Source organism: Micromonospora chalcea, assembly GCF_028768405.1.
Classification (GTDB): domain Bacteria; phylum Actinomycetota; class Actinomycetes; order Mycobacteriales; family Micromonosporaceae; genus Micromonospora; species Micromonospora chalcea.
The window spans coordinates 794800-820320 of the sequence record NZ_CP118233.1 but is presented as its reverse complement, the minus strand read 5'-3'; the positions used below and the strand labels follow the sequence as shown (position 1 = coordinate 820320).

Here is a 25521-nt window from a genome sequence, read left to right as displayed (position 1 = left end):
GTGGACTCCTTCCGGTCAGCCGCGGCGCAACCCGGCGACGGCCTCCCGCACGTCATCCTGACCGATCGGAGCCGGCGGCGCACCCTCCGCCGCTTCCCGGAGCGCCTTGGCGAGTTGCACCCGGCGCAGCGCCTCGCGAAGGTCCGCGCCGGTCAGCCCGGCCGTGTCGGCGGCGAGAGCGGCCGGGTCGAGGTCGTCGGCGAACATCCGAAATCCCGGCCGCTCGTGCTTGTCGATCAGCTCGCGGATCATCTTGGTGAGGATCTCCGCGCGTCCGGTCTCGTCCGGCGCCGGAATGGCGATCTTCAGGTCGAAGCGGCCGGAGCGGATCAGCGAGGCGTCGACGCGGTGCGGAAAGTTGGTGGTGGCCACCACGATGACGTCGGGGTTCTCCTCGAACAGCGTGTTCATCTCCTGCTTGAAGATGCCCGCGACGGCGTTGACGGCCTGGCTCGCCGCGTCGCCGCCCGCCCCGGCGTAGCTGATGATCGAGTCGAACTCGTCGAACAGCATCACGGTGGGCCGCCGGTAGCGGCGCGCCTCCCGGAAGATGCGCTTGATGTTGCGTTCCGAGCCGCCGAGGTACTTGTCCAGGATCTCCGGGGTGCGGATCTCCACGAAGTCCGCGCCGATCTCGTTCGCGAGGGCCCGGGCCAGCATGGTCTTGCCGGTGCCGGGCGGCCCGTACATCAGGATGCCCTGCGGCCGGCGCGCCCCCCAGCGGGCCATCGCCGCCGGGTGCCGGAACGACACCGCCACCTCGCGGAACTGCGCGACCACGTCGGACAGGCCGCCGACCTGGTCGAGGGTCACGGTCGCGCTGCGCGGCCCGGCCGCCGTCGTCACCGGTCGCCGCCCCACGACGTACGTCCGTCCGCGCAGCACGGTCGGCTCGTCGCTGTCGCCGGACAACTCGCGTACGGCCTGGAGCAGCAGGCCGAGCATCGCCGTCAGGTGCGCCGGACCCACGTCGGCGCTTGGTACGTCGGCGTGGATGCGTACCGTGCCGTTGTCCTGGTCGACGCGGGGCCGCAGCCCGGCTTCCCGGGCCACGCGCAGCACCTCCCGGCCGGCCTCGTCGCCGGGCGGCGCGGCGAGCGTGGCGACCGGTCGCGGCCAGATCCGCCGTCCGGCCTCCGCGGCCATCCGGCCCACCGCGGCGGCCGGGCCGTCGCCGCCGCGGGCGGCCAGCCGCTCGGCGAGCAGCACGCCGACCGGCCCGGCCAGACCGAGAGCGAGCAGGCCCGCCGGCGTGCTCTCCACCCGCAGGTACGCCTCGAAGCGGTGCGCCGGCTGCCCGTGCGCGGTGTCGGCGCGCACGGTGCAGAGCACCTCCCGCACCGGGGCCGGGAAGTCGCCGTCGACCATCAGCTCCACCGGCCCGTCGACGGCGGCGGCGAGCAGCCCCGCCGCGTCGGCGATGCGCACCTCGGCGCCGAGCAGCGGCACCGTCTCCTCGTCCGGCCGTACCTCGGTCATCGGCTGCCCTCTCCTCACGGCGGCGTCCGCTTCCCTCGCGTGGCGTCCGCCTCCGAGTCTGGCACCGGCCCGGCCGGGCGGCCACCGCTGAGCCGGCTGCTGCTCCCCGGCTGGTGCCCGCCCGGCCCGCTCCCCCGGCCGCTGCTCAGCTCGTCTCGGCGAGCAGGCCGTCGACCAGGTCGCGGGGCAGCCCGTGGGTGTCGTGCAGCCAGTGGTAGTCGCGCTCGGTCAGCGGGCCACGCTCCCGTACCCGGTCCACGAGCGGCCGTCCGCGTCGCAGCAGCCCGCGGAAGCGACTTTCCTCGTCCACCAGCGTGGCGTGCAGCGAGCCGACGTCGACCGGTCGCTCGCCGGGCGGCGTGCCCGGATCGGGCAGCTGACGGAAGCGGCGCAGCGTGTCCGCGTACAGCTCGGGCGGCAGCCCGTCGAGGCTGCGCGCCGGGTCGTCGCGCCACAGCACGGTGAGCGTGCGGCGCAGCAGCCGCCGCAGCACGTACCCGCGGCCGGTGTTGCCGGGGCGTACCCCGTCACCGAGCACGACCACCGCGGACCGCAGGTGGTCGGAGACCACGCGCAGGTCCGTGCCGCGCAGGCCCCAGTTGCCTACCTCGTCCACCCACCGGCGCAGCCCGTCGCCGGTGAACACGGACCGATTGCCGCGCAGCACCATCTCCAGCCGTTCCAGGCCCATGCCGGTGTCGATGCTGGAGTGCGGCAGCGGCGTGAGCCGGCCGTCGGGGTGCCTGTGGTAGCGCATCTGCACGTGGTTCCACACCTCCACCCAGCGCTCGTCGGTGCTGGGTGTGCCGATGGGCGGGCCGTCGCCGGTCCACACGAAGATCTCCGAGTCCGGTCCGCAGGGGCCGGTCGGGCCGTTCGACCACCAGTTGTCCTCGCCCAGCGGCTCCACCGGCACGCCGAGCCCGGACCAGGTGTCCCGCGCGGTGTCGTCCGGCCCTTCACCGTTGCCGCCGCCGAAGACCGTGGCGTGCAGCCTCTCCACCGGGATGCCGAACCCGTCGGTGAGCAGGTCGAAGCCCCACCGCAGGCTGGTCACGATGTCGTAGTCGCCGAGCGACCAGGAGCCGAGCATCTGGAACACGGTCAGGTGGGTGTCGTCACCGACCTCGTCCAGGTCCGTGGTGCGCAGGCACCGCTGCACGTTCGCCAGTCGCCGTCCGCCCGGGTGCGGGCGCCCCAGCAGGTACGGCGTGAGCGGGTGCATGCCGGACGTGGTGAACAGCACCGGGTCACCGGGCGGCGGAATGAGTGAGCTCTCCGGCGCACGCTGATGGTCGTGCCGGTGGTAGTGGTCGAGGAACGTCCGGGTGATGTCGTCGGGTGTCATGGCGGATGCCTTCCGGGTACGGGTGACCGGACGGCCCGCCGCGCGCGTTGGCGTCGACACGACGACGCCGGCGGACCGTTTCCGGTCGCCGGCGTGGGTGTGGGGCAGGTCAGGCGGCGGCAACCGGCGAGCGGGAAGCTCGCGCGGCCGCGGCGGTAAGGCTGCGCCTGCTCTGCATACCTCGACGCTAGCCCGGCCGCCCCTGTCCCGCCCACCCCTTTTCCGGGGCGTCCCCGCCCTCGCGCCCGCCCGCCCGCCCATGATCAACACCACTCCCCCGAAATGGCGGGGTCGGCGCCCCTCGGATGCCGCCACTTCGCCGAGCTGGAGTTGACCATGCCGCCCCCGGGGTGCGGGTGGAACGCCATGGGTGTCAAAACGGGCCGGAGACACCCATGGTGTTCCACCCGAGCGGGCGGTGGGCGGTGGGCGTCAGCGGATGGGGGTGAGCAGGCGGCGGTAGAGGACGTCGAGGCGTTCGGCCTGCGCCTCCCACGTCCACCCCGGGAGCGGGGAGTCCTCACCCTCGTACGCGGCGCGGTAACGGGCCGGATCCGCGAGCACCGCCCGCACTGCGCGGGCCAGGTCGGCGGCATCGCGGGCACGGAACACCTCGCCCTGCCCGGTGGCGCGGACCGTCTCGGCCATGGTGCGGACGTCGCTGACCACGATCGGCAGCCGCGCGTGCGCGTACTCGAAGAACTTGGTGATCAGCGCGATCTCGTGGTTGGGCCAGTGGTGCAGCGGGATCAGCCCGATGTCGGCGGTGGCGAGGAACGCGACGAGCTGGCGGTGCGGCACGTACGGCAGCACGTGCACCCGGTCCCCCACCCCGTGCCGGGCCGCCCGGGCGACGACCTGGCGGACGTAGGCGGCGGCCGGGTCGGCGACGACAAGCGCCAGGTGTACGCCGGGCAGCAGCGGCAACGCCTCGACCACCGTGTCCACGCCGCGCTGCACGGCCATCGCCCCGCTGTAGACCAGCAGCGGCGTGTCCGGTGGCAGACCGCAGCGCTTCCGCAGATCGGGAGCGGATGTCTCCGTGGTGGCGGCGATCGGGGCGTTGAGGATCACGGTCGGGCGTTCGGGCAGGGCGTGGTCGCGTACCAGCAGGTCGGCGAGCGTGTCGGAGACGGTGACGACCGCGTCGGCGTGACCGACGTACTCGCGGACGTAACCGAGGTGGGCGGGCAGCCAGCGGGCGTTGTCCCGGCGCGGCCGCGCGCCGGGCAGCCACTCGTGCGCGTCCCAGACCAGCTTGACGTCGCGTCCGGCGGCGCGGGCGCGGTCCACGGCGCGGGCGGCGACGCCGAGCATCCGGAAGTCGTGCGCGTGGATCAGGTCGGGGCGCAGGTCGTCGACGACCGGTCCGGCGACCCGTTCGTAGTCCCAGAGGCCCGGCTCCAGCCGCCGCCAGGCCCCGTCGCGCAGCCGGGCCCGCCAGAAACGGACCTCGGCGTGCTCGACGGGCCGGCGGGCCAGCCGCGCCGCGCGCAACGGCAGTCCGCCCCGGGCCACCAGCCGAGCTCGCAGCCCGGACACACCGCGCAGCCCGGACACGCCGCGCAGCCCGGAGCCGTCGCGTGAACCAGCGTCACGGCCCGAGGCGGCAACGGCGGCGAGCGGCAGGACGCGTACCTCGGCGTCGCCGAGCCGCCAGCGGCGTTCGGCGTCGACGTGGGCGCAGCCGATCAGCGTGACGTGCCAGCCGGCGTCGGCGGCCGAGCGGGCCGTCTTCTGCACCCGCGAGTCACCCTCGACCGCGTTGTCGACGAGCATGACCACGCGCCGGCGGAGTCGCATCGTCGAACACCCCTTCACCCGTACACCCGCAACGGGCGCGAGTGTACGGGGACGCGGGGCTGTCACGACGGCCGCGAAGACCGCTCTGAGCTGGGCGGATTCCGACTGTGCAGCGGCTGGTCGGGTGCCGGCCGGTGGAAGTTCACCGGCCGTGCACCGAACGGTCGCGGTCAGGCCGTGCCGGAGGAGACCAGCGGGGCCGGGGCGACCGGCTGCCGGCTGTCGTTGCGGTTGGGCAGCGACAGGCGGATGACCTTCCACCACGCGGAGGCGACCTGCTTGGGCAGGGGGCCGGTGGTGTAGTGCAGGCCGTACCTGTCGAACAGCGCGCGTACCTGCGGCGCGATCTCCTGGTAGCGGTTGCTGGGCAGGTCGGGGAAGAGGTGGTGCTCGATCTGGTACGACAGGTTGCCGGTCATGATGTGCAGCAGCCGGCTGCCGCTGATGTTGGCCGAGCCGAGCATCTGGCGCAGGTACCACTCGCCGCGCGTCTCGCCCTCGATGGAGGTCTTCTCGAACGTCTCCACGCCGTTGGGGAAGTGCCCGCACATGATCACCGAGTGGCTCCACACGTTGCGCAGCAGGTTCGCGGTGAACGTGGCGGCGAGCGTGGTCAGGAACGAGGGGCCGGACAGCAGCGGGTGCACCACGTAGTCCTTGAGCACCTGGCGGCGGATCTTGCGGCCGACGGCGCGGGCCTTGGCGCGGAACTTCGGGTCCTTGAGCTTGCGCTGCTTGAGGTGGTCGCCGAGTTCCATGTCGTACGCGGCGATGCCGTACTCGAAGAACATGGCGTTGATCAGGTTCCAGAGCGGCTGGCCGAGGTGCATCGGGTGCCACGGCTGGTCCTCGTCGACGCGCATGATGCCGTAGCCGAGGTCGTTGTCCTTGCCTACGACGTTGGTGTAGCGGTGGTGCAGCTCGTTGTGCGACTGCTTCCACTGGTCGGCCGGGGAGACGTGGTCCCACTCCCAGGTGGTGGAGTGGATCTTCGGGTCGCGCATCCAGTCCCACTGGCCGTGCAGGACGTTGTGCCCGATCTCCATGTTCTCCAGGATCTTGGCGACCGTGAGGCCGGCCGTGCCGACGATCCAGGCCGGCGGGAACAGCGAGAACAACAGCACCGCGCGACTGCTCATCTCCAGTGTCCGCTGGGTCTTGACCACCTTGCGGATGTAGCGGGCGTCCCGCTCCCCCCGGTCGGCGAGGACCCGGTCCCGGATCGCGTCCAACTCCTTGCCGATGATCTCGATGTCCTCGGCGCTCAGGTGGGCGATCGGGTTGACGGCCTTCTTCTGGATGACGGTCACGTGGGTGGCTCCTGTCAGAGATCGATGTCGCAGGTACCGGCGGCGGCCGACACGCACGTCTGGACGAGCACGCCGTCCCCCGGTACGGCAGTGGTGACGTCGCCGTTGCGCAGGTCACGGACGGCGCCCTGGCGCAGCGGTACGACGCAGCCGAAGCAGATGCCCATCCGGCACCCGGAAGGCATCAGCACTCCGGCGTTCTCCCCCGCGTCGAGCAGGGTGGTGGCGCCGTCGGACTCGACGGTCACCCCTGCTCCGGTGAAGGTCACCGTGCCTCCCTCGCCCGGCGTGATCACCGTCGGGCGGAACCGCTCGGTGTGCAACCGTTCGACGAGGCCGTTCGAGGACCAGTACCCCTCGACCGCGTCGAGCATGCCGATCGGGCCGCAGGCCCACGCCTCGCGGTCGAGGTGGTCGGGCACCAGGGCGGCGAGTTCGGCGACGTCGAGCAGGCCGTCGGTGTCGGTGTGCCGCTCGACCAGCCGCAGCGCGCCGCGGTCGGCGAGCCCGCGCAGTTCCGTACCGAAGATGACGTCGTCGCGGGTGGGCGCGGAGTGCACGAGCACCACGTCGGCCCGGTCGGCCAGCCCGGAGCGCAGCATCCCCATGACCGGGGTGATGCCGCTGCCGGCGGTGAGGAACAGGACCCGCTCGGGCGTCGCGCTCGGGAGCACGAAGTCGCCCTGTGCCTGGTCGAGGTGGATCAGCGTGCCGGGCCGGAGCCGGCGGACGAGGTGGTTGCTGACCTTGCCGTCGGGGATGGCCTTCACGGTGACGCTGATCCGGCCGTCGGGGGCGTCCGGCGCGGAGGTGACCGAGTACGCGCGCCACTGGCGCACGCCGTCGACGTCGACGCCGAGGCGGATGTACTGCCCGGGCAGGTGGCCCTGCCAGGCGCGGCCGGGCTGGATCACCAGCGTGGCCGCGTCCCGGGTCTCCGGGCGGACGGCGACGATCCGGCCGCGCAGCGGGGCGCCGGCGCGCAGCGGCGCGATCAGGTCGAGATAGTCGTCGGGCAGCACCGGCGTGGTGACCGTTCCGGCCAGCCGCAGCAGCCTGTCCCGGAAGGTGACCTTCTGAGGGCGGCGGGAGGCAGTTGTGGTCATATGACCAGCGTGACCGCCCGATCGCATAACATCTTGACCAGCAAAGGTGAAAAGGTCGCGGGTTTTTGTTCGGAGGGAACAACATGACGTTGGAGGCCGGCACTGGGCAGCGCGCCGCGCACCTCAACCTCGAGGCCGGCATGGCCGCGACGCTGCGCGACCGGCTGCCGATGGTCGCCGAACGGACCGTCTCCGCGATCACCGCCGAGGTGCCGGACTACTCCGGCGCGCTCACCGGCGCCATGCGGGCGAAGATCGAAAACGCGGTACGCATCGCGCTCGGCACGTTCCTCCAGCTCATCGAGGGTACCCAGGCGTTCGACCCGAGCACTCCCCTGGCCCCGGCGCTGGAGGCCGCGTACGCGCTGGGCAGCGGTGAGGCCCGCTCGGGGCGCAGCATGGACGCGCTGCTGGCCGCGTACCGGGTGGGCGCCCGGGTGGCCTGGCGTGAGGTGTCCACCACGACGGTGCGCAGCGGGCTCGCCGCCGAGACGGTGGCCGAGTTCGCCGAGCTGATGTTCGCGTACATCGACGAGCTGTCCGCGGCGAGCGTGGCCGGGCACGCCGACGAGCTGGCCAGCGCCGGCCGGATGCGCCGCCGCAGCCTGGAACGGCTCACCCAGCAGTTGCTGGCCGGTGAGCCGGAGGAGTCGCTGCGGCGCAGCGCGGAGCGCGCCGACTGGCCGCCGCCGCAGACGCTGACGGTGGTGCTGCTGCCCCGCCGGCACCTGCGCGCCGTGCTGGCGCTGCTCAGCCCGCACACGCTGGAGAGCGGCGAGGACCTGCCCGGCATGAACCCGGTCGAGGAGCTGGCCGTACTGCTGGTGCCGGACATGCACGGCGGCCGGCGCCGCCAGCTCACCCGGCTGCTGCACGGGCACCGGGCGGTGCTCGGCCCGGCCCGCCCCTGGCACCGGGTCGCCGCGTCGTACCAGCGGGCCACCCGGGCGCTCGCGCTCGGCCTCGGCGAGCCGGACGCCGGACCTGTCGACACCGAGCGTCACCTGGCCACGCTGCTGCTCAGCATGGACCCGGAGGCCCTGGCCGACCTGCGCGCGCAGGCCCTCGCGCCGCTGGCCGCGCTGCCCCCGGCCACCGCGCACCGGCTGGCCGAGACGCTGCGGTCGTGGCTGCTGCACCAGGGACGCCGCGACGACGTGGCCGCCGACCTGTTCGTGCATCCGCAGACCGTCCGCTACCGGATGGGCAAGCTCCGTGAGCTGTTCGGCGACCGGCTGCTCGACCCCGCCGCCGTCCTCGACCTCACGATCGCGCTGGCCGTACCCCCGGAGCCGGACGCCGCCTGACGCCGCGCCGGGGCGCACGGCCCGGTGCGGCCGGGACCTCCGGCCCTGTCCGCCCGCGACGGCGGCGGGCAGGGTCGGAAGGGGACGAGCAACCAGGAGGGCCGCCATGAACAGCACACCGACCCGCACCGGCCAGGACCCGAGGGTACGGGTGCTGGAGGCGGCCGCCCGGCAGTCCCTGCACGCCCCGTCGGTGTTCAACACCCAGCCCTGGCGCTGGCGGATCACCGCGGACGCGCTGGAGCTGCGCGGCGACCCGGATCGGCAGCTCACGCACACCGACCCGGACGGCCGGCTGCTGATGCTGAGCTGCGGCGCCGCCCTGCACCACGCGCGCGTGTCGCTGGCGGCGTTCGGCTGGGCGGCGGTGGTCGAGCGGCTGCCCGACCCGTCCGACCCGTCGTTGCTGGCCCGGATCCGCACGACCGGCCCGATCGACCTGGACGTGCCGGCGGGCCGGCTCGTCGACGCGATCCCGCGCCGCCGCACCGACCGGCGGGCGTACGGCGACCGGCCGGTGCCGGAGGCGGTGCTGGCCCGGCTCGGGGACGCCGTCGAGGCAGAGGGCGCCCACCTGCACGTGGTCCGGCCGGACCAGATGCCGATGCTCGCCGTGTCCACCGGCCGCGCCGCCGAGGCGGAGCTGGCCGACCCCGCGTACCGGGAGGAGCTGAACCGGTGGACCAACCGGCCGGCGGGCAGCGGCGACGGCGTGCCCGCAGCCACCGCCGTGCGGCCCTCCCCACGGCGGGTGCCGCTGCGCGACTACGCGCCCGGCGGGGCGGCCGGCCTCAGCGCGGGCACGGACTTCGACCGCGGCGCGGCGTACCTGATCCTGTTCGGTGAGGACGACGAGCCGGCCGCCTGGCTGCGCGGCGGCGAGGCGCTGTCGGCGCTGTTGCTCACCGCCACCGCCGAAGGGCTGGCCAGCGCACCGCTCAGCGACGCCGTCGAGCTGGCCTGGCCGCGCCGGATGATGCGTGACCTGCTCGCCGGCATCGGCAGCCCGTACCTGATCGTGCGGGTCGGCTGGGGCCCGGAGGCCGAGCTGCCGCCGGCGCCGCGCCGCGCGCCGGGCGACGTCATCGAGGTGGTGGACTGACTCCGGCCTCTACGACTTCGATGCCCGCCGGATGTGGCTGATCGACCTGGACGAGTACCGGCGGGGACCGTTCGTGCTCGACTCCGGCCGGCTGCCCGGGTCCCGCCGCTACCTGTCGCCGCAGGAGCTGACCCGGGGCGCGACCGTCGACGACCGCCTCACGGCCCACGCGCTCGGTCGCACGCTTCGCCACCCGCCCGACGGCCTGTCCGGCTGGCGCGGCGCCACCGCGGAACGCGCGGTCGTCGCCCGGGCCACCCGCGCCGATCCGGCCGCGCGGCACGCCACCGTGGCCGCCCTGATCGGCCCCTTCGGCGACCCGAGCCCAGGCCAGGTGGTGACTGTCCGTCACCTCAATTCCGACGCAGCGCATCGTCACAGTGCGTGAGGAGCAGCTCCTGGGGCGAATGCACCGCCTTTCCGCGCACACTGCGCCTGAACAGCCAAAATGCTCAACTGGCCGTTGACGATGCTGTTGCCTCTCCGCCGACTTTGCTCTGCAGCCTCATACGCGGCGGTAGCCGTGAGTCACCGTCGCGTCGATGGCTGCAGAGCAAAGTGGCCCGAGGTGAACCATGCGGGCTCAGCTTCGGCGCTACCGTACGTGACGGCGAGGGGGTCGGCATGTCGGGACGACCAGGGCCGGGTGCGGGGCGGCCGTCGGGCGGAAACCCGCTCCCGGGGCCCGTCCGGCGCATAGCGTGGGGCGAGGTGGCCTGCCCGGGGCCCCGGTGAGCGGAGGGAGAACGCGGTGACTGAGCCGGAGGAGGAGCAGGAGAAGACCCGCAAGACCGATCGGGTGCTGTTCTCGCCCGACGGCGACCCGCACCACACGCTGGCCGAGGCGCCCCAGCCGGACGAGCACCTCCCGCCCACCGTCACCCGCGACGGCCACACGGACGTGCTCGACGACGAGCAGTGAGCGCACGAATCCGCCCGGCCGACCGGGCGGGTTCCAGCCGCCCCGGAGGGCGGCCACGGAAGCAGCCTCAGACCGGCGGGATGCCGGAGCGGCCGATGTCCGACATGTCGTCGCCGATCTCGGTCCGGGTGCCGGCCACCGGCCCGGCGGTCGCCCCCGTCCGGTCCTCGATGCAGGCTTCACCCAGCCCGTGCATCAGCTCACCCACCGCGGCCAGCGCCGCACCCTTGTCCGGGCAGGGCTGCCCGGTGGCGAGCACCCGCCCGTCGCCGCCGACCACGGTGAACCCCACGGTGCCGTCGGCTTCGCTCTCGATGACGAACTTCACCATGCTCCTCTCGCCGCCCCGGGCCGGGCGGCCCTTCAGCTCACGCCGTGCGACTGCAGCCACAACTCCAGCAGGCCCAGTTGCCACAGCTTGTTGCTGCCGGCGGCGGCCTGCGCCCGGTCCGGCTCGGCCAGCAGCTCGTCGACGTACTCCCGGCGGAACAACCCGCGCCGGCGTGCCTCGGGCGCGCTGAGCGCCTCGACCACCAACTCTCGCACGGGCCCGTCGACGTTGCGCAGCGCCGGCACCGGGAAGTAGCCCTTGGGCCGGTCGATGACCTCGGCCGGCAGCACTTCCCGGGCCACCTCCTTGAGCACGCCCTTGCCGCCCTGGGCCAGCTTGTGCTCGGGCGGGCAGGCCGCGGCGAGCGCCACCAGGTCCTGGTCGAGGAAGGGCGTGCGCACCTCCAGTCCCCAGGCCATGCTCATGCTGTCGACCCGTTTGACCGGGTCGTCGGGCAGCATCAGGTGCGTGTCCAGGCGCAGCACCGCGTCCACGGCGGTCTGCGCGCCGGGCGCGGCCAGGTCCGCGGCGACCAGCTCGCCGCTGGCGTCGCGCTCACAGGTGTACGCGGGGTCGACCACCCGGTTCAGCTCGGCGTGGTCGCGGTCGAAGAACGCGGCGGTGAACTCGGCCGCGGCGTTCTCCCGCGCCGCGTCGGCGAGCCGGTGGTGGTAGCCGTAGCCGGCGAACACCTCGTCGGCGCCCTGGCCCGACTGCGCCACCTTCACGTGCCGGGCGACCTGCTCGGAGAGCAGGTGGAACGCCACCACGTCGTGGCTGCCCATCGGTTCGGTCATGGCCGCCACGGTGGCGCGTACGGCCGGGCCGAGGTCGCCGTCGGAGAGCTGGATTCGGTGGTGGTCGGTGCCGAACGCGCGGGCGACCAGGTCGGAGTAGTGGAACTCGTCGCCGGCCTCGTCGCCGCGGCTGTCGAACCCGATGCTGAACGTCTGGAGGTGGTGCTGACCGGCGCCGTCGAGCAGCGCGACGATCATGCTGGAGTCGAGGCCGCCGGAGAGCAGCACCCCGACCGGCACGTCGGCGACCAGCCGGCGGCGTACGGCCGTGCGCAGCGCGTCCCCGACGGCGGCCCGCCAGTCGGCGGCGTCCATGCCGTCGTGGGCCGTGTCGCGCCGGTACTCGGGCCGCCAGTAGACGCGCTCGCGGCTGTGCCCGTCGGCGTCGATCACCCGCACGGTGGCCGGGGGCAGCTTGCGGATCCCGCGCAGGATGGTGCGGGGGGCCGGCACGATCGAGTGCCAGGACAGGTAGTGGTGCAGCGCGACCCGGTCGATGCCGGTGTCGACGTCGCCCCCGGCCAGCAGCGCCGGCAGCGTGGAGGCGAACCGGAGCCGGCCCGGGGACTCGGCGAGGTACAGCGGTTTGATGCCGAGCCGGTCGCGGGCCAGCACGAGGCGACGGCGACGCCGGTCCACGAGCGCCACGGCGAACATGCCGACCAGGTGGTCGACGAACCGCTCCCCCCACTGCGCGTACGCCACCAGGATCACCTCGGTGTCGCTGGTGCTGTGGAACGTGTGCCCGGCGGCGCGCAGTTCGTCGCGCAGCTGCGGGTAGTTGTAGACGCAGCCGTTGAACACGAGCGCCAGGCCGAGGTCGTCGCGGACCATCGGCTGCGCGCCGGCCTCGGACAGGTCGATGACTGTCAGCCGGCGGTGCCCCAGCGCGATCCAGCCGTCGTCCCACGCGCCCTCACCGTCCGGACCACGGGAACGCATCGCCGCTGTCATCCGATTCACCGCGTCGGTGTCGGGGGTGACCCCGTCGAACCTGGCCTCACCGCTGATCCCGCACATCTCAGCGCCCACCGGTCAGTCGCGGAGCACCCACCATGCCAACCTCCCGCCGCGTCGTCTCCCCCGGGCGGTCCGCCGGGTACGGCGACTACCCGGCCTGTGGCGAAGGAAACCCGGATGGGCGGTTGGCGAGCCGGGCACGGCGCGCCGTCGTACGGTGGCGGTACGGGCCATGTCCCCGGGCGGTCCGGCCACGGGACGTGGCCAGGATCAACGACGCCTGCCAGGAGGACGTGTGTTCGCCAATTCCGAGGAACTCCTGCGATACCTCACCGACGAGGACGTGAAGTTCGTCGACGTACGTTTCTGTGACCTGCCCGGCGTGATGCAGCACTTCAACCTGCCGGTCGAGTCGTTCGACGACAGCGTGTTCAGCGACGGGCTCGCCTTCGACGGCTCGTCGATCCGCGGCTTCCAGTCGATCCACGAATCGGACATGCTGCTGCTGCCGGACGTGGCGACCGCGTTCGTGGACCCGTTCCGCGCGCAGAAGACCGTCGCGTTGAACTTCTTCGTCCACGACCCGTTCACCAGGGAGGCGTACTCCCGGGATCCGCGCAACGTGGCGAAGAAGGCCGAGGCGTATCTGGCGGCGAGCGGCATCGCCGACACCGCGTACTTCGGCGCGGAGGCGGAGTTCTACATCTTCGACTCCATCCGCCACGAGACCTCGGCGCACCAGTCGTTCTACTACATCGACTCGATCGAGGGCGCCTGGAACACCGGGCGGATCGAGGAGGGCGGCAACCGCGGCTACAAGACCGCGTACAAGGGCGGCTACTTCCCGGTGCCTCCGGTGGACCACTACGCCGACCTGCGCGACAGCATGGTCCGCCGGATGGTGGACGCCGGTTTCACAGTGGAGCGTTCGCACCACGAGGTGGGCACCGGCGGGCAGTCGGAGATCAACTACAGGTTCTCGACGCTGCTGCACTCGGCCGACGACCTTCAGCTCTTCAAGTACCTGATCAAGAACGAGGCGTGGGCGCACGGCAAGACCGCGACGTTCATGCCCAAGCCGGTGTTCGGTGACAACGGCTCCGGCATGCACACCCACCAGAGCCTGTGGCGCGGCGGCGAGCCGCTGTTCTACGACGAGACCGGCTACGCCGGCCTGTCCGACACCGCCCGCTGGTACATCGGCGGCCTCCTGCACCACGCCCCCTCGCTGCTCGCCTTCACCAACCCGACGGTGAACTCCTACCGTCGTCTGGTGCCCGGCTTCGAGGCGCCGGTCAACCTGGTCTACTCCCAGCGCAACCGCTCCGCGTGCACCCGCATCCCGGTCACCGGCAGCAACCCGAAGGCCAAGCGCGTCGAGTTCCGGGTGCCGGACCCGTCCAGCAACCCGTACCTGGCGTTCTCGGCGATGATGATGGCCGGCCTGGACGGCATCAAGAACAAGATCGAGCCGCCCGCCCCGATCGACAAGGACCTGTACGACCTGCCCCCGGAGGAGTGGGGCGACGTCAAGCAGGTGCCCGGTTCCCTCAGCGAGGCGCTGGCGGCGCTGGAGACCGACCACGACTACCTGCTCGACGGCAACGTCTTCACCGCCGACCTGATCTCCACCTGGGTCGACTGGAAGAACGCCAACGAGGTCGACCCGGTACGCCTGCGCCCGACCCCGCACGAGTTCGCGCTCTACTTCGACTGTTGAGACCGATCACGGCGCTGACCCGGATCAACAGAAGCACTGCTGATCATGGGTAAAGGTTGGTACGACCCGGACGGCGGTCATGCTCGGCTCACAGCCGGCATGACCGCCGCTCCGATGCGCTGACGGTCGCTGTCCGGTCAGTCGAAGTCGTTGCCGGTGAGGACCCAAGCGATGCCCTGCGCCGGGTCTTCCATCGCCAGGTGCAGGTACCAGATCTCGTCGTCGGGCTCCTGCCAGACGACGCAGTGCAGGCGTTCGACAAGCGCGGTTACGCTGTCCGGACCTGCGGCAGGGGTCCCGTCAGCCATGGCGGCGAGTGCCTTCCACAGAGCTGTCCGTCCGAGCGCCTGTCCGGTCCGACGCGCGTAAGGCCCTTCACCGGTGGCCAGGTGCACCAGGCTGGGGTAGACATCGGCGAAGCGAACCTGTGATCCCTCGCGGCCCCGCAGGCCCTGCCACCGCTGGCCCCTGGGCATCCTGGCCCGGTCGGTGGCCACCACCGAGGCCGCCTCCCATGCGGTTCCGTGGAACGCGTACGCCTGCGTGGCCGGTGACAAGCGGTCGAGGAGTGCCACCGCGGCGTGCGGTGCCGGCCGTACGGTGGTCACAGGTAGCGGCTTCGGGTCGGCCAACTGGCTCGGACAGGCCCAGATGGTGCATCCCGAGCTGCCGGTCCGGTCGTACTCGGGGATGTCCAAGGTGCTGTGCCAGTTGGCGGCTTCCCACGGCAGAAGGCACAGCGGGGCATCGAGCGGCTGTGGATCGAGGTCGGCGGCCGCCCGGAGATCCTCGCCATGCAGCACGCGAGTGTGGGCTGTCAGATGCCGCGTGCGTGGGTCGGCCAGATGGGGGGTCAGATCTCGCCACGTGTGGTTTTGGGCTACCACCTCCCACAGGGGCCCCGGGGAGCCCTTGTCATCGTCGGGAAACAGTTCGGCTGCGGCGGCGGCGATCCCGGCCGGCGCTTCCAGTGCCACGACGTGCGCCGTCTCCCGCCGCTGGTCGACCGGCCCCGCCTTGACTGTGGCAGCGAACCTCAGCAGGTCGTGCCAGCGTCCAGCGTCGGCAAGCAGGTCGAGGTCGCCGTAGGAGACACCGGGTGAGGTCACCTCGTCATTCTGCCGCTCTGCGTGCCGCCACCCGCGGGGGCGGTGGTCGGCGGAAACGGCCTCGGGGCGGCCCCCGGCCTCGTACCGTCGAGACATGATCCCGCCTCACGACGAGCTGCCGACCGTTCCGTGCCGGTGGAGCCGTCGGTGAGGCCGCGGCCCACCACCACCGCCACCACCCCGACACCAGAGATCCCCACCGTCCTGACCCTCGGGGTGGAAGAGGAGTTCCTGCTGCTGGACCCGGTCACCGGCGAGAGCATGCCGGTCGCCGACCGGGTCCGCGACGCGCTCTCCGGGACCGCACGCGAGCAGAGCCGGCAGGAGTTCCGGCACAGCATGGTGGAGATGGTGACCCCGGTCAGCCCCGACCTCGGTCAGCTCCGCGAGCACCTGGTCACGCTACGCCGGGCGGCCGCCCGCGCGGCCGAGGCGGCCGGGGCGCGACTGGTCGCCGTCGGCGCCACGCCGGTCTGCGAGGCCCACCGCACGGTGCCCGACGAGCAGCGCTACCACGACATGTCCCGCCGGTTCGGCCCGGTGGCCCACGACCCCGCGGTCTGCGGCTGCCACGTGCACGTCGGCGTACCCGAGCGGGAGCTGGCCGTGCAGGTGTGCAACCACCTGCGCCCGTGGCTGCCGGTGGTGCAGGCGCTCACCACCAACTCGCCGCTGCACGACGGGCGGGACACCGGGCACGCCAGCTGGCGCTCGATGCAGTTGGAACGGTGGCCGAGCATCGGGCCGACGCCGCACTTCCACTCGGCCGCCGACTACGACGCCACGGTCCGGGACCTGATCACCGCCGGCATCATGCTCGACGCCGCGATGGTCTACTGGTACGCCCGCCCGTCCGCGTCGTACCCCACAGTGGAGATCCGCGTCGGCGACGTCTGCCCCACAGTCGACGACACCGTCCTGATCGCCGGGCTGGTCCGGGCGCTGGTCGCCACCGCGATCGACGACATCCGCGACGGTGTGCCGGCCCAGCGCATCCGCGACTGCCTCGTCGCCGCCGCGCACTGGCGGGCCGCGCACGACGGCGTGGACGGTGACCTGGTCGACCTGCGCACCGGGCGGCCCCGGCCCGCCTGGGACCTCGTCGACGACATGCTCGGCATCGTCACGCCCGCGCTGACCCGCCACGGCGATCTGGACCTGGTCCGGCGCGAGATCGACCGGGTGCGCCGCGAGGGCACCGGCGCCACCCGGCAACGTCAGGTCATGGCCGACACCGGCGGTGACGTCCGTGTCGTGCTCGCGCACCTGGCCGCGCAGACCGTCGCGGCCTGAGATGAGCGGCCCGGCCGACGACACGCCGGACCGGGCCGGCGGCCGGTCAGCGCAGCCCGGCGAACAGGTCGTCCTCGGGGGTGGCGGCGCCGGTGGTGTCCCGCACGCGCACGAACGTCTCCATGCCCATCAGCTCGGTGAACCGCTCCTGCCCGAGGCGCAGGAAGAAGATGTTCTCCGCCTGGCTGGCGTGCGCGGCGAGCGACGCGAACTTCTGCCCGCCGTAGCCGCTGGTGTCGACCCAGGTGGTGATCTCGTCGTCCGGCAGGCCCAGCGCCGGCATCTCGTCGGTCGCCTCCGGCTCGGGGAACTCCACCCCGATCTCGCGCATGACGGTGCCGAACTGCTGGAACGCGCTGCGCGGCACGGTGGTCCAGTAGACCTTGGCCGGGATGCCGGTCTGTTCGACGGCGGCCATGGTGATGCGGTGGGCCTGGATGTGGTCCGGGTGGCCGTAGAAGCCGTTTTCGTCGTAGGTGACGACGACGTCGGGACGGTAGCGCCGGATCAGCTCGGCCAGCCGGCCGGCCGCCTCGGCCACCGGCGTGTTCCAGAACGCGCCGGGCGCGTCGTTCGTGGCCCAGCCCATCATCCCGGAGTCGCCGTAGTCGAGCGTCTCCAGGTGGGTCACCTTGAGCGCCTCGCAGCTCGCGGCCAGCTCGGCGCGGCGCATCTCGACCACGGCCTTCGGGTCGTGCCCGGGGTCGCCCGGCTTGATTCCGCCGGGGCCGTCGCCGCACCCCCCGTCGGTGCAGGTCACGAGCACAGTGGTCACGCCCTCGGCCGCGTAGCGCGCCAGGATGCCGCCGGTGCTCGTCGCCTCGTCGTCGGGGTGCGCGTGCACCGCCATCAGGGTCAGGGATCGATCGGTCACCCCGTCACCATACGAGCATCGGCCGACGAACTAGCATTGCCCGGTCCGCAGACGGCGACGGAAGCGAGGCACGATGGGTTGGCTCCAGCGGTTGCTCGGTGGCGGACGGGTCGAACTGGACCCGACACGTCAGCAGGAGCTGCTGCGGGACGTGCGGCAGTCCTACGGGGCGCACGCCCGCCTCCGGTTCCCGGAGCAGGCCGACGCGATCACCCGGCTGCTGTCCGATGACGACGGTCTCGTGGTGGCCGCCGGGATCGTCTGCGAGGCCGCCGACCAGGCGCACGCCGACCTGCTGGGCCAGGCGCACGAGGTGTTCCGGCGTACCGGCCGGCGGCTGCTGGTGCACCGCCGCAACTACCGGCCCCTGTGGAAGGAGGCCGGGCCCGCGCTGCGCTGGCCGCTCGGCGCGCTGCCCAGCGGGCTGCACCCGTACGCGCAGGTGGCCGGCGCCGTGGCGGCGGTCGGCGGGCGGGCCGACCGGCTGGACAAGGTGACCGATCCGCAGCCGTTCGTGACGCGCCTGTTCGAGGTGCTCGACCTGACCACGGCCGGCTGGGAGTTCGGCCGGGTGCGTGTGGACACCGACAGCGCGTCGCTGGTGGAGCGGCTGATGGGCACCGGCGCGCGGGTGCTCGCGACGATGGACGACCCGCCCCGGCTGCCGCCGGCGGTGCGGGAGATGATGCGCCGCAACCACCGCATCGCCGTGTACGACCCGGCCGGTCCCCGGGTGGTCGGCGAGTTCAATCTGGGCGCGCGGCTGCGCGAGACGCTGCTGGCCTGACCGTCGGCACGCCCCGCCCCGGCCGGGTTGCCGCGGCGGGGCGCGTCAGCGGTCAGGTGGTGGTGCAGGTGAGGTTCGTCGGCGGGTTGTTGGTGCCGCCGGCCGTGCCGATGAAGCCGAACGTGGTGGAGCCGCCCGCCGGCAGGGATCCGTTGTAGTCGACGTTGCGCACCGTGACGTTCGCGCCGCTCTGGGTGTGCGTGCCACTCCAGATCTGGTTGATCACCTGACCGTTCGGGAACGTCCAGGACACCGTCCAGCCGCGGATCGCGGTGGCGCCGGCGGTCACCGTGACCTCGGCCTGGAAGCCGCCGGACCAGGAGCCGGTGATCGCGTACGTGGCACGCGCGCCGGACGGCGCCGGGGAACTGGTGGTCGGGGTCGGGGTCGGTGACGGCGTGGACGTCGGCGTCGTTGTCACTGTCGGCGAGGGGGTCACGCCCGGCCGGACCGCGCGGTAGGTGTGGCCGGCGCGGACGGTGAGCGCCACGACGTCGGACTCCGGCCGGGTGGTGGCCGGTGTGCTGCCGTCGGTGACGTCGGTGAGGGTGAAGGCGCCGGTGAACAGCCGGGACCGCAGTCGCAGCGTGCCGTCGCGGTCGGCGCGGACGCTGATCTCGTCGGCCTGGCTGTTGCTCCAGGTCAGCGCCACCGTGTAGCCACCCCGGCCGCGCAGTCCCGCGACCTGCCCGGCGGGCCAGGCGCTGGGGAGCGCGGGCAGCAGGTGCAGCTCCCCGGTGTGGCTGTGCAGCAGCATCTCGGCGATGCCCGAGGTGGCGCCGAAGTTCCCGTCGATCTGGAACGGCGGGTGCAGGTCGAACATGTTCGGCGCGAGCCGGTCGGTGCGGACCAGGTCGCGCAGGAGCTTGTGGGCGCGGGCGCCGTCCTCCAGCCGGGCCCAAAAATTGATCTTCCAGGCGAGAGACCAGCCGGTCCCGTCGTCGCCGCGCAGCTCCAGCGTCTTGCGGGCGGCCTCGTACAGCGCCGGAGTGCCCCGCCTGGTGATCTGGTTGCCGGGATGCAGCCCGTACAGGTGGGAGACGTGCCGGTGGGTGCGCTCGGTCTCGACCCAGTCGGCGAGCCACTCCTGCACGTTGCCCCGCGAACCGACGCGGCTCGGTGGCAGCCGGTCCTTGGCCGTCCGCACCTGGGACCGGAACGTGGTGTCGACGCCGAGCACCTCGCTGGCCCGGGCCGCGGCGTCGAACAGGTCGCGCAGGATCTGGTTGTCCATCGTGGGTCCGGCGCAGACGCTGGCGTTGGCGTGGTGCGCCAGCTCCGGCGAGTTCGACGGGTTCGTCACCAGGTAGCCGAGCGTCGGGTGGGCGACCAGGGTGTCGAGGAAGAACTGGGCGGCGCCCTTGAGCGCCGGGTAGTTGGCCTGGAGGAAGCCGAGGTCGCCGGTGAACAGGTAGTGGTCCCAGATGAGCGTGCTCAGCCAGGCCCCGCCGGTCTGCCACATGCCCCAGAACGCGCCGTCCACCACCGACGCGCCCCGCCAGGCGTCCGTGTTGTGGTGGGTGACCCAGCCACCGGCGCCGTACTGTGCCTGGGCGACCCGCGCGCCGGTGACGGTGAGGTCCTTGACCATGTCGAAGACCGGCAGGAAGCACTCGGACAGGTTCGTGGTGTCGGCCGGCCAGTAGTTCATCGGCAGGTTGGCGTTGACCGTGTACTTCGAGTCCCAGGACGGCGTGAGCGAGTCGTTCCAGATGCCCTGCAGGTTCGCCGGCTGGGTGCCCGGCCGCGACGAGGAGATCAGCAGGTACCGCCCGAACTGGAACAGCAGCGCGGCGAACTGCGGGTCGTTCGTGTTCGCGTGCTGCGCGATCCGTACGTCGGTGGGCTGGTCGGCGGCGGCGGTGCGGCCCAGGTCGATCGTGACCCGGTCGAACAGCGCCTGGTAGTCGGCGCGGTGGCGGGTGCGGAGCTGGTCGACGTCGACGCTCTTGGCGGCGTTCAGCCGGTTGCGGGCGATGCCCTGGTAGTCGCCGTTGACGGTGCGGTAGTTGACGTAGCTGGTGCCGATCGAGATCAGGACCGTCACGCTGGTCGCGCCGGACACCCGCAGCGTGCCGCCGGAGCTGCTCACCGTGCCGCCGGTGACGGCGGCGTTGGCCAGCGCGAGGAACCGCACCGAGCCGTTGACCCCCTCCATCGAGCCGGAGATGCCGTCGAGCGCGACTGTCGCGCCGTCCGGGCTGGACACGGTGGTCCGCTGCGGGCTGTCGAACGCGGCGGAGAACGTGATCGCGTTCGCCCGGTCGGCGGTCAGCCGGAGCACTATCACCTGGTCGGGCGCGCTGGCGAACACCTCCCGCTGGTACCGGACACCGTTCAGCACGTATGTGGTGGTGACGGTGGCGGTGGTGAGGTCCAGCGTCCGGTTGTACTGCGTCGCCCCGCTCGCCGACCCGAAGGAGAGCCGCAGGTCGCCGACGGTCTGGTAGGCGAGCTGACCGCCGGGGCTGCCCATCATGGTCTGGTTGATCAGATCCTGGGCCGAGGTCCACTGGTCGGCGAAGACGCGACGCCGGATCTCGGCCAGGTTGGCCGCGCCCCGGGTGTTCGCCGAGTCGTACGGGCCGCCGGCCCAGACGGTGTCCTCGTTGAGCTGGAGCCGTTCGGTGTCCACGTTGCCGAACACCATCGCGCCGAGCCGCCCGTTGCCGATCGGCAGGGCGCGCAGCCAGTCGGTGCCGGCCGGTTCGTCGTACCAGAGCGCCAGGTCGTTCGCGGCCAGCGCCTGCGCGGGCGCCGCCGAGCCGGCGCGGGCGGCGGCGCTCCAGGCGGCCGGCACCAGCGCGGCGCCGGTGCCGGCCGCTGCGGCCTTGATGACGTTGCGTCGTGTCACTTCAGACATGCTTTTCTCCCAACCGCGCGGATCAGAGGCGGGTCCGGGTGCGCGGCTGCTCTGTTATCGCTAACAGATTGCGCCTCGCACACCCGGACGCCGCGTTCCTGCCACTCCGCGCCCAGGGCTCCCGACCGGGCGACACGTCGGCCAACATGGACTCTCATGGATGAAGTGACATCGCGTCAAGGGGTGTTACCGCTAACAGACGCGATCCGTGGCGCACTCGCCGGGCCGAGCGGGGCGCGGGCGCGGCCGGCCGGCCCACCCGGGCCACGTGCACGATCCGCTCCGGCGCCACGTCCAGCAGCGTGCCGAGCGCGCCACGGGTGGCTGCGACGTCGACGAGCTGACTGAGCGGGTGCGCGGCCAGCCCGGCCGTGTGCAGCGTCAGCCACATCCGCATCAGCACGCGTCCGAACTCGACCTGCCCGGCCGCGTCCAGACCGGGCGGCGCGATCAGCGCCAGCACCCCGCCGCCCTGCGCCAGTGGATCACCGCCCGCGGCGGCGAGCAGCCGGGGGAGCCCCAGCGGGCGCAACGCCGGGTACGCCGCGAGCGCCGCCCGCAGTCCGGTGGCCGCCGCCCGGCCCAGCCCGAGGCAGCTGTCACTGAGCCCGTCGCTCCGGTAGCGCGGGCACGCCCGGTCCAGGCGCAGCCAGCGGCGCAGCTCGGCGACCACCGACGGGTCGGCGTACACGTGCCGGTCGGCCGTGCGCAGCAGCGCGCGCAGCCGCCCGGCCGCCGGCACCACGCGGGCCGCGCCACCGGCCCGGCGGGCGACCGCGTCCACGGCCGCGACCACGTCGGCGTCCGGGCCGCCGGTGAACCGGCCCCGGTGGGTACGCCGGTCCCACACGTCGGCGGCGCGAAACGGCGTCCGGTACGGCTGCCGGGCCGGACGCAGCCGCCCCACCCGCCGGTCCGACTCGTCGTGGTCGGCGGCCCAGTCCAGCCGCAGCCCCGCGTCGGCGGCGACGATCAGGCAGGTCTCCACGAACGCGCCGAGCGACAGCCGCAGGTCCCGCCCGGTCGGGTCGCCGGCGGGCAGCGTGTCGGCCGGGTCCCAGCCGACGGTGATCGCCCAGCGCTCGTAGCGCAGCCGCCACGGCTGGGTGTTGTGCGCGCTCGGGGCCCGCCAGCACAGCGGCTCCAGCGCGCGGAACGCGGCGAGGTCCATGCTCACCGCTCCCTGGCGTAGAACGTGTAGCCGTGCAGCGGGCGTCCGCCGAGGCGCCGGTACTGGGCGGCCGACGCCGGGTTGTCCCGCCCGACGTACGTGCTGCGCAGCGCCGTGTATCCGCCCTCGTGCAGGTTGCGGTGCAGATGCTCGGACAGCAGCCGCTGGTAGCCGCGCCCCTGGAACCGCGGCACCACGCCCTTGACGATCAGCACCGCCTCCCGCCGGTACCGGCGGCGGGTGGCCAGCAGCCGCAGCTGGTTGACCGGGTTCAGGTCGCCGCGCACAGCGACCAGGAAGTCGCTGATGTCGGGCACGCAGAGCACGAACGCCACCGGGTGCCCGTCGCGGGTCAGGTAGAGCAGCAGCGAGTCATCCAGCAGGTACGCCAGCCCGTCGGTCTGCCGCCGCAGCTGCGCCGCCGAGATCGGCGTGTAGTAGCCGAGCTGGGCGAAGGAGTCGTTGAGCATCCCGCGCAGCAGGTCGAGCTGTTCGTCGAGCCGCCGGCTGTTCCCGCGGTGCAGGTCCAGCCGGGAGCCGTCGGGCTGGACGCCCAGCGCGGGCGGCGGCCCGGTCGGCGGCGGCACCGGGCAGATCCAGGTGTCGGAGACGAACCGCCCGGTGAACCCGTTCTCCTCGTACGCGTCCGGGTAGTGCGGCGGGTTCCACGCGCTGTCCACGAAACCCCGGTCGGCGTACCCGGAGGTGATCACGCCGCCGGCCTGGTTGGGCAGCAGCGCCACCGGCCCGAACAGCAGGTCCCGCCCGGGTGTGGCGTGCGTGGCGATCGCGTCGAACAGCGGCCGGGCGGCGTGCGGCGTGAACTCGGTGAGCCCGAACAACTGGCACCGGCGGCCGAGCTTGGCGTCGAGGTCGGCGTCGGTGTGCAGCGTGGTCCGCCCGGCCACCGCGCCGGAGGCGTCGCGCAGCACGTACATCGGCACGCCGTCGCGCCACCAGCGGCGGATCTGCTGCCGGGGCGTCGGCACGTAGCGGGACTCGTCCGCGTACAGCCGGTCGGTGAGCGCGAGGAAGTCGCGCAGGCCGCGCCGGCCGGTCACGCGCTCGAACCGGTGGCCGGTCACCGGCGCACCGCCGGTCCGGTGGTCTCCGCGCCCAGCGGCGTGAACCGCTCGATGTGGCCCATCGCGCCGTCCTCGGCCCGCCACGCGCCGTTTGAGTAGCCGTCCGGGGAGGCGGTGTAGAGGCGGATGAACCCGGCCGTGGCGTTGCGGTTGCCGTCGGTCAGCCACATCATCAGCTTGCGGTGGTGCCGGGTCCGGGCGAAGCGCAGCAGCGCGTCGCGGTCGGTGAAGAACGCGATGGTGCCGAGCGTCAGCGGGAACTGCCAGTAGACGGTGTGCCAGCAGTAGCCGGACATCCGGCGCATGTCGCGCACCATCCGGATCCAGTCGGGGGCCAGGCGCAGCAGCACCAGCGGGTTCGCGTACCGGGTGCCGCCGATGAACATGGCGCCGGCGCGGGCCTGGGCCGGGGCGCGGGAGAAGTCACGGGTACGCATCGCTCACCTCACCAGGTAGACGTTCTTGATCTTCTGCATGGCGGCGAACGGGCCGCAGTCCGGTTCGTGCAGTTCCACCCGCAGGTCACCGGCGGTCGGGTCCTCCACCAGGGACTGCGCGAAGTCCCGCGACACCGAGGTCAGGTGCGCGCGTACCCCGTCGCGGCAGGCGTCGGCGAGCGCTGCGCGGGCCGCGGCGTCCAGCGGGCGGCGCAGCTCCACGTGGATCACCGGCCGGGTCTCCAGCGCCGCGTCCTCGTGCAGCGTCAGGCAGAACCTGTTGATCTCGGCGGCGTACGGGTTGCCGGTGTAGAGGCCGTACTCGACGTCCTGCGGGTAGAGGTTCGCGCCCAGGTAGGACACGGTGGAGTCGCTGCGGCCGAACAACAGCAGCAGCGGCAGCGTCATCCGCTCCTCGGCCACCGCGGTGCGGAACTCGGCGCGGCGCACCGGGTCGGCGTGCGCCAGTTCGACGATCCGCCGGTACGGCACCAGCAGCGCCTCGTCGCCGACGTTGTAGCGCAGCCGGGGCTGGAGCACGTGCGGGCCGGTGACAGTGCAGAGCAGCTCCCGCCGGTCGTTGGTCTCCAGGTAGGTGGCGAACGGGTTGTACTGGAACACCATCGGCAGCCGCTGCTCGCCGCGGCCCAGCAGTTCCGCGCGCAGTCCCGCGTCGGTGCGCAGCCGCCGCCGCAACCAGACCGTGAACCGGGTCTCCGCGCCGATGCCGATGGTCAGGTCCGACGCCCCGTACGCCGACCGCACCCGCACGAACCGCTGCTCCAGGTAGTCGCGCAACGCCTCGGTCATCCCCTCACCGCCGCAACTGGCGAAGATCCGGTACCGCGACCACGGAAAGTCCTCGGCGTCGAGCCGGTCCCGCAGGTGCTTGAGGAACGGCGGGTACGCGGTCACCAGGTAGTCGTGGCCGGGGCCGAACTCGCGCAGCGTGTCGACGATCTTCCCCAGGTCGGGGCCGGTGTTCTTCACCGTCGCGATCCGGGCCATCGCCGCGCCGGTCGTGGTGCCGGTCGCCCAGGCGCCCATCGAGTACGCGTTGATGACGAACGGTCGGCGCATCGGGAACGCCAGCCCGGTGTACCCGGCGATGTCGCGGTGCACCGCCCGCAGCTCCCGCTCGCCGCGCGGCCAGTTGAACGGCCGCCCGGACGAGCCGGCCGACTCGTCGACCACCACGCCCCGCTCCGGCATCCGCCCGTCCCGGCACCGGGCCGAGGCGTCGTACGCCATGACGTACCCACGTTTGTCGGTCTCCGGGAAGTCCCGCAGCCGGCGGCGCAGCCCGCCCGGGCGGGCCCGCAGGAACGCCTGGTACGCGGGCACCCGCCGGGCGGCGCGGACGCAGGTGGACCGCGCGTTCGCGGCGGCGAGCCGGTCGAGGACCGGGTGGTGGCGCCGGGCCAGCCACCTCCAGCCGGCGGGGTGGTGGGCGATGAGCCGGGCCAGCGCGGCGACCGCGCGGCCGGCGGGGGCCAGCGCGGCCTCGGCGGGCAGCGGCGTGTCGACGGTACGCAAGGCGGCGTGTCGGTGCAGCGTCTCGGCCATGACAAGGATCCTGTCGACGCCGCGACGCGGACACATGAGCGACGGGACGGTACTGCGCTGAGTACCCGTACCCAGCCGGCCGACCGCCGTGACCGGACGCAGGAATCATGAAAAGACGGACTTAAGAGGCAATGACCTGGCACCTTTACCG

21 protein-coding genes are annotated in these 25521 nt (G+C 72.9%); 7 read left to right on the top strand and 14 right to left on the bottom strand.

The window, feature by feature from the left end:
• Positions 1 to 15 precede the first annotated feature (15 nt).
• From PVK74_RS03760 to PVK74_RS03740, 5 genes are all read right to left on the bottom strand, one after another.
• Positions 16 to 1479, bottom strand: a complete 1464-nt coding sequence (locus PVK74_RS03760) for an ATP-binding protein (RefSeq protein WP_274478192.1) — start codon at positions 1477 to 1479, stop codon at positions 16 to 18.
• Positions 1480 to 1624: 145 nt separating this feature from the next.
• A complete protein-coding gene (locus PVK74_RS03755) occupies positions 1625 to 2827 on the bottom strand; it encodes an alanine--tRNA ligase-related protein (RefSeq protein ID WP_274478191.1) in 1203 nt (400 codons plus the stop codon).
• Between the two features lie 432 nt (positions 2828 to 3259).
• The gene (locus tag PVK74_RS03750; RefSeq protein WP_274479246.1) at positions 3260 to 4606 is read right to left on the bottom strand and encodes a glycosyltransferase family 4 protein; all 1347 of its coding nucleotides are present in this window, start codon (positions 4604 to 4606) and stop codon (positions 3260 to 3262) included.
• A 194-nt stretch (positions 4607 to 4800) separates the two neighbouring features.
• Positions 4801 to 5940: a fatty acid desaturase family protein gene (locus PVK74_RS03745; RefSeq protein ID WP_043324718.1), complete on the bottom strand. Its 1140-nt coding sequence runs from the start codon at positions 5938 to 5940 to the stop codon at positions 4801 to 4803.
• Positions 5941 to 5954: 14 nt separating this feature from the next.
• Positions 5955 to 7046: a ferredoxin reductase gene (locus PVK74_RS03740; protein ID WP_166456498.1), complete on the bottom strand. Its 1092-nt coding sequence runs from the start codon at positions 7044 to 7046 to the stop codon at positions 5955 to 5957.
• A gap of 83 nt (positions 7047 to 7129) precedes the next feature.
• Between PVK74_RS03740 and PVK74_RS03735 the strand changes: the two genes are divergently transcribed.
• The 4 genes from PVK74_RS03735 to PVK74_RS03720 all read left to right on the top strand — a co-directional run bounded on the left by PVK74_RS03735 (position 7130) and on the right by PVK74_RS03720 (position 10377).
• Complete coding sequence (locus PVK74_RS03735; RefSeq protein ID WP_043324720.1) at positions 7130 to 8353, top strand: PucR family transcriptional regulator; 1224 nt, start codon at positions 7130 to 7132, stop codon at positions 8351 to 8353.
• 106 nt (positions 8354 to 8459) lie between these two features.
• Entirely contained in the window at positions 8460 to 9455 is a 996-nt protein-coding gene (locus PVK74_RS03730; RefSeq protein ID WP_069090147.1) for an Acg family FMN-binding oxidoreductase, read from the top strand.
• Positions 9456 to 9486: 31 nt separating this feature from the next.
• Complete coding sequence (locus PVK74_RS03725) at positions 9487 to 9843, top strand: hypothetical protein (RefSeq protein ID WP_274478189.1); 357 nt, start codon at positions 9487 to 9489, stop codon at positions 9841 to 9843.
• A 363-nt stretch (positions 9844 to 10206) separates the two neighbouring features.
• Positions 10207 to 10377: a hypothetical protein gene (locus PVK74_RS03720; protein ID WP_013285860.1), complete on the top strand. Its 171-nt coding sequence runs from the start codon at positions 10207 to 10209 to the stop codon at positions 10375 to 10377.
• A 67-nt stretch (positions 10378 to 10444) separates the two neighbouring features.
• Here PVK74_RS03720 and PVK74_RS03715 read toward each other — a convergent pair whose 3' ends face one another.
• Together PVK74_RS03715 and PVK74_RS03710 are read right to left on the bottom strand one after the other, a co-directional pair.
• Positions 10445 to 10708: a hypothetical protein gene (locus PVK74_RS03715; protein WP_222948895.1), complete on the bottom strand. Its 264-nt coding sequence runs from the start codon at positions 10706 to 10708 to the stop codon at positions 10445 to 10447.
• A gap of 32 nt (positions 10709 to 10740) precedes the next feature.
• A complete protein-coding gene (locus PVK74_RS03710) occupies positions 10741 to 12525 on the bottom strand; it encodes an N-acetylglutaminylglutamine amidotransferase (RefSeq protein ID WP_274479245.1) in 1785 nt (594 codons plus the stop codon).
• Between the two features lie 235 nt (positions 12526 to 12760).
• Here PVK74_RS03710 and glnA point away from each other — a divergent pair, with 235 nt between their 5' ends.
• The gene (glnA, locus tag PVK74_RS03705; RefSeq protein WP_274478188.1) at positions 12761 to 14185 is read left to right on the top strand and encodes a type I glutamate--ammonia ligase; all 1425 of its coding nucleotides are present in this window, start codon (positions 12761 to 12763) and stop codon (positions 14183 to 14185) included.
• A gap of 137 nt (positions 14186 to 14322) precedes the next feature.
• Here the strand turns inward: glnA and PVK74_RS03700 are convergent, their stop codons facing one another.
• Positions 14323 to 15294, bottom strand: a complete 972-nt coding sequence (locus PVK74_RS03700) for a hypothetical protein (RefSeq protein WP_274478187.1) — start codon at positions 15292 to 15294, stop codon at positions 14323 to 14325.
• Between the two features lie 261 nt (positions 15295 to 15555).
• Here PVK74_RS03700 and PVK74_RS03695 point away from each other — a divergent pair, with 261 nt between their 5' ends.
• Positions 15556 to 16587, top strand: coding sequence for a carboxylate-amine ligase (locus tag PVK74_RS03695; RefSeq protein WP_420800530.1), 1032 nt, complete (start codon positions 15556 to 15558; stop codon positions 16585 to 16587).
• Between the two features lie 46 nt (positions 16588 to 16633).
• Here the strand turns inward: PVK74_RS03695 and PVK74_RS03690 are convergent, their stop codons facing one another.
• Complete coding sequence (locus PVK74_RS03690) at positions 16634 to 17461, bottom strand: PIG-L family deacetylase (protein WP_274478184.1); 828 nt, start codon at positions 17459 to 17461, stop codon at positions 16634 to 16636.
• Between the two features lie 73 nt (positions 17462 to 17534).
• On the opposite strand from PVK74_RS03690, the gene PVK74_RS03685 reads away from it, so the two are divergent.
• Positions 17535 to 18248 carry a hypothetical protein gene (locus PVK74_RS03685; protein WP_043324727.1) on the top strand — a complete coding sequence of 238 codons (714 nt, stop codon included), beginning with the start codon at positions 17535 to 17537 and terminating at the stop codon, positions 18246 to 18248.
• Positions 18249 to 18300: 52 nt separating this feature from the next.
• Here the strand turns inward: PVK74_RS03685 and PVK74_RS03680 are convergent, their stop codons facing one another.
• The 5 genes from PVK74_RS03680 to PVK74_RS03660 all read right to left on the bottom strand — a co-directional run bounded on the left by PVK74_RS03680 (position 18301) and on the right by PVK74_RS03660 (position 25370).
• On the bottom strand, positions 18301 to 21111 hold the full coding sequence (locus PVK74_RS03680) for a glycosyl hydrolase family 95 catalytic domain-containing protein (protein ID WP_274478183.1): 2811 nt from the start codon (positions 21109 to 21111) through the stop codon (positions 18301 to 18303).
• Positions 21112 to 21265: 154 nt separating this feature from the next.
• Positions 21266 to 22282 carry a nitroreductase family protein gene (locus tag PVK74_RS03675; RefSeq protein WP_166456595.1) on the bottom strand — a complete coding sequence of 339 codons (1017 nt, stop codon included), beginning with the start codon at positions 22280 to 22282 and terminating at the stop codon, positions 21266 to 21268.
• 2 nt (positions 22283 to 22284) lie between these two features.
• Entirely contained in the window at positions 22285 to 23367 is a 1083-nt protein-coding gene (locus tag PVK74_RS03670; RefSeq protein ID WP_274478182.1) for an N-acetyltransferase, read from the bottom strand.
• Positions 23364 to 23804, bottom strand: a complete 441-nt coding sequence (locus PVK74_RS03665) for a hypothetical protein (RefSeq protein WP_064446256.1) — start codon at positions 23802 to 23804, stop codon at positions 23364 to 23366. The genes PVK74_RS03670 and PVK74_RS03665 overlap by 4 nt, the downstream gene beginning before the upstream one ends.
• A gap of 3 nt (positions 23805 to 23807) precedes the next feature.
• Positions 23808 to 25370, bottom strand: a complete 1563-nt coding sequence (locus PVK74_RS03660) for a phenylacetate--CoA ligase family protein (RefSeq protein WP_274478181.1) — start codon at positions 25368 to 25370, stop codon at positions 23808 to 23810.
• Positions 25371 to 25521: the final 151 nt, after the last annotated feature.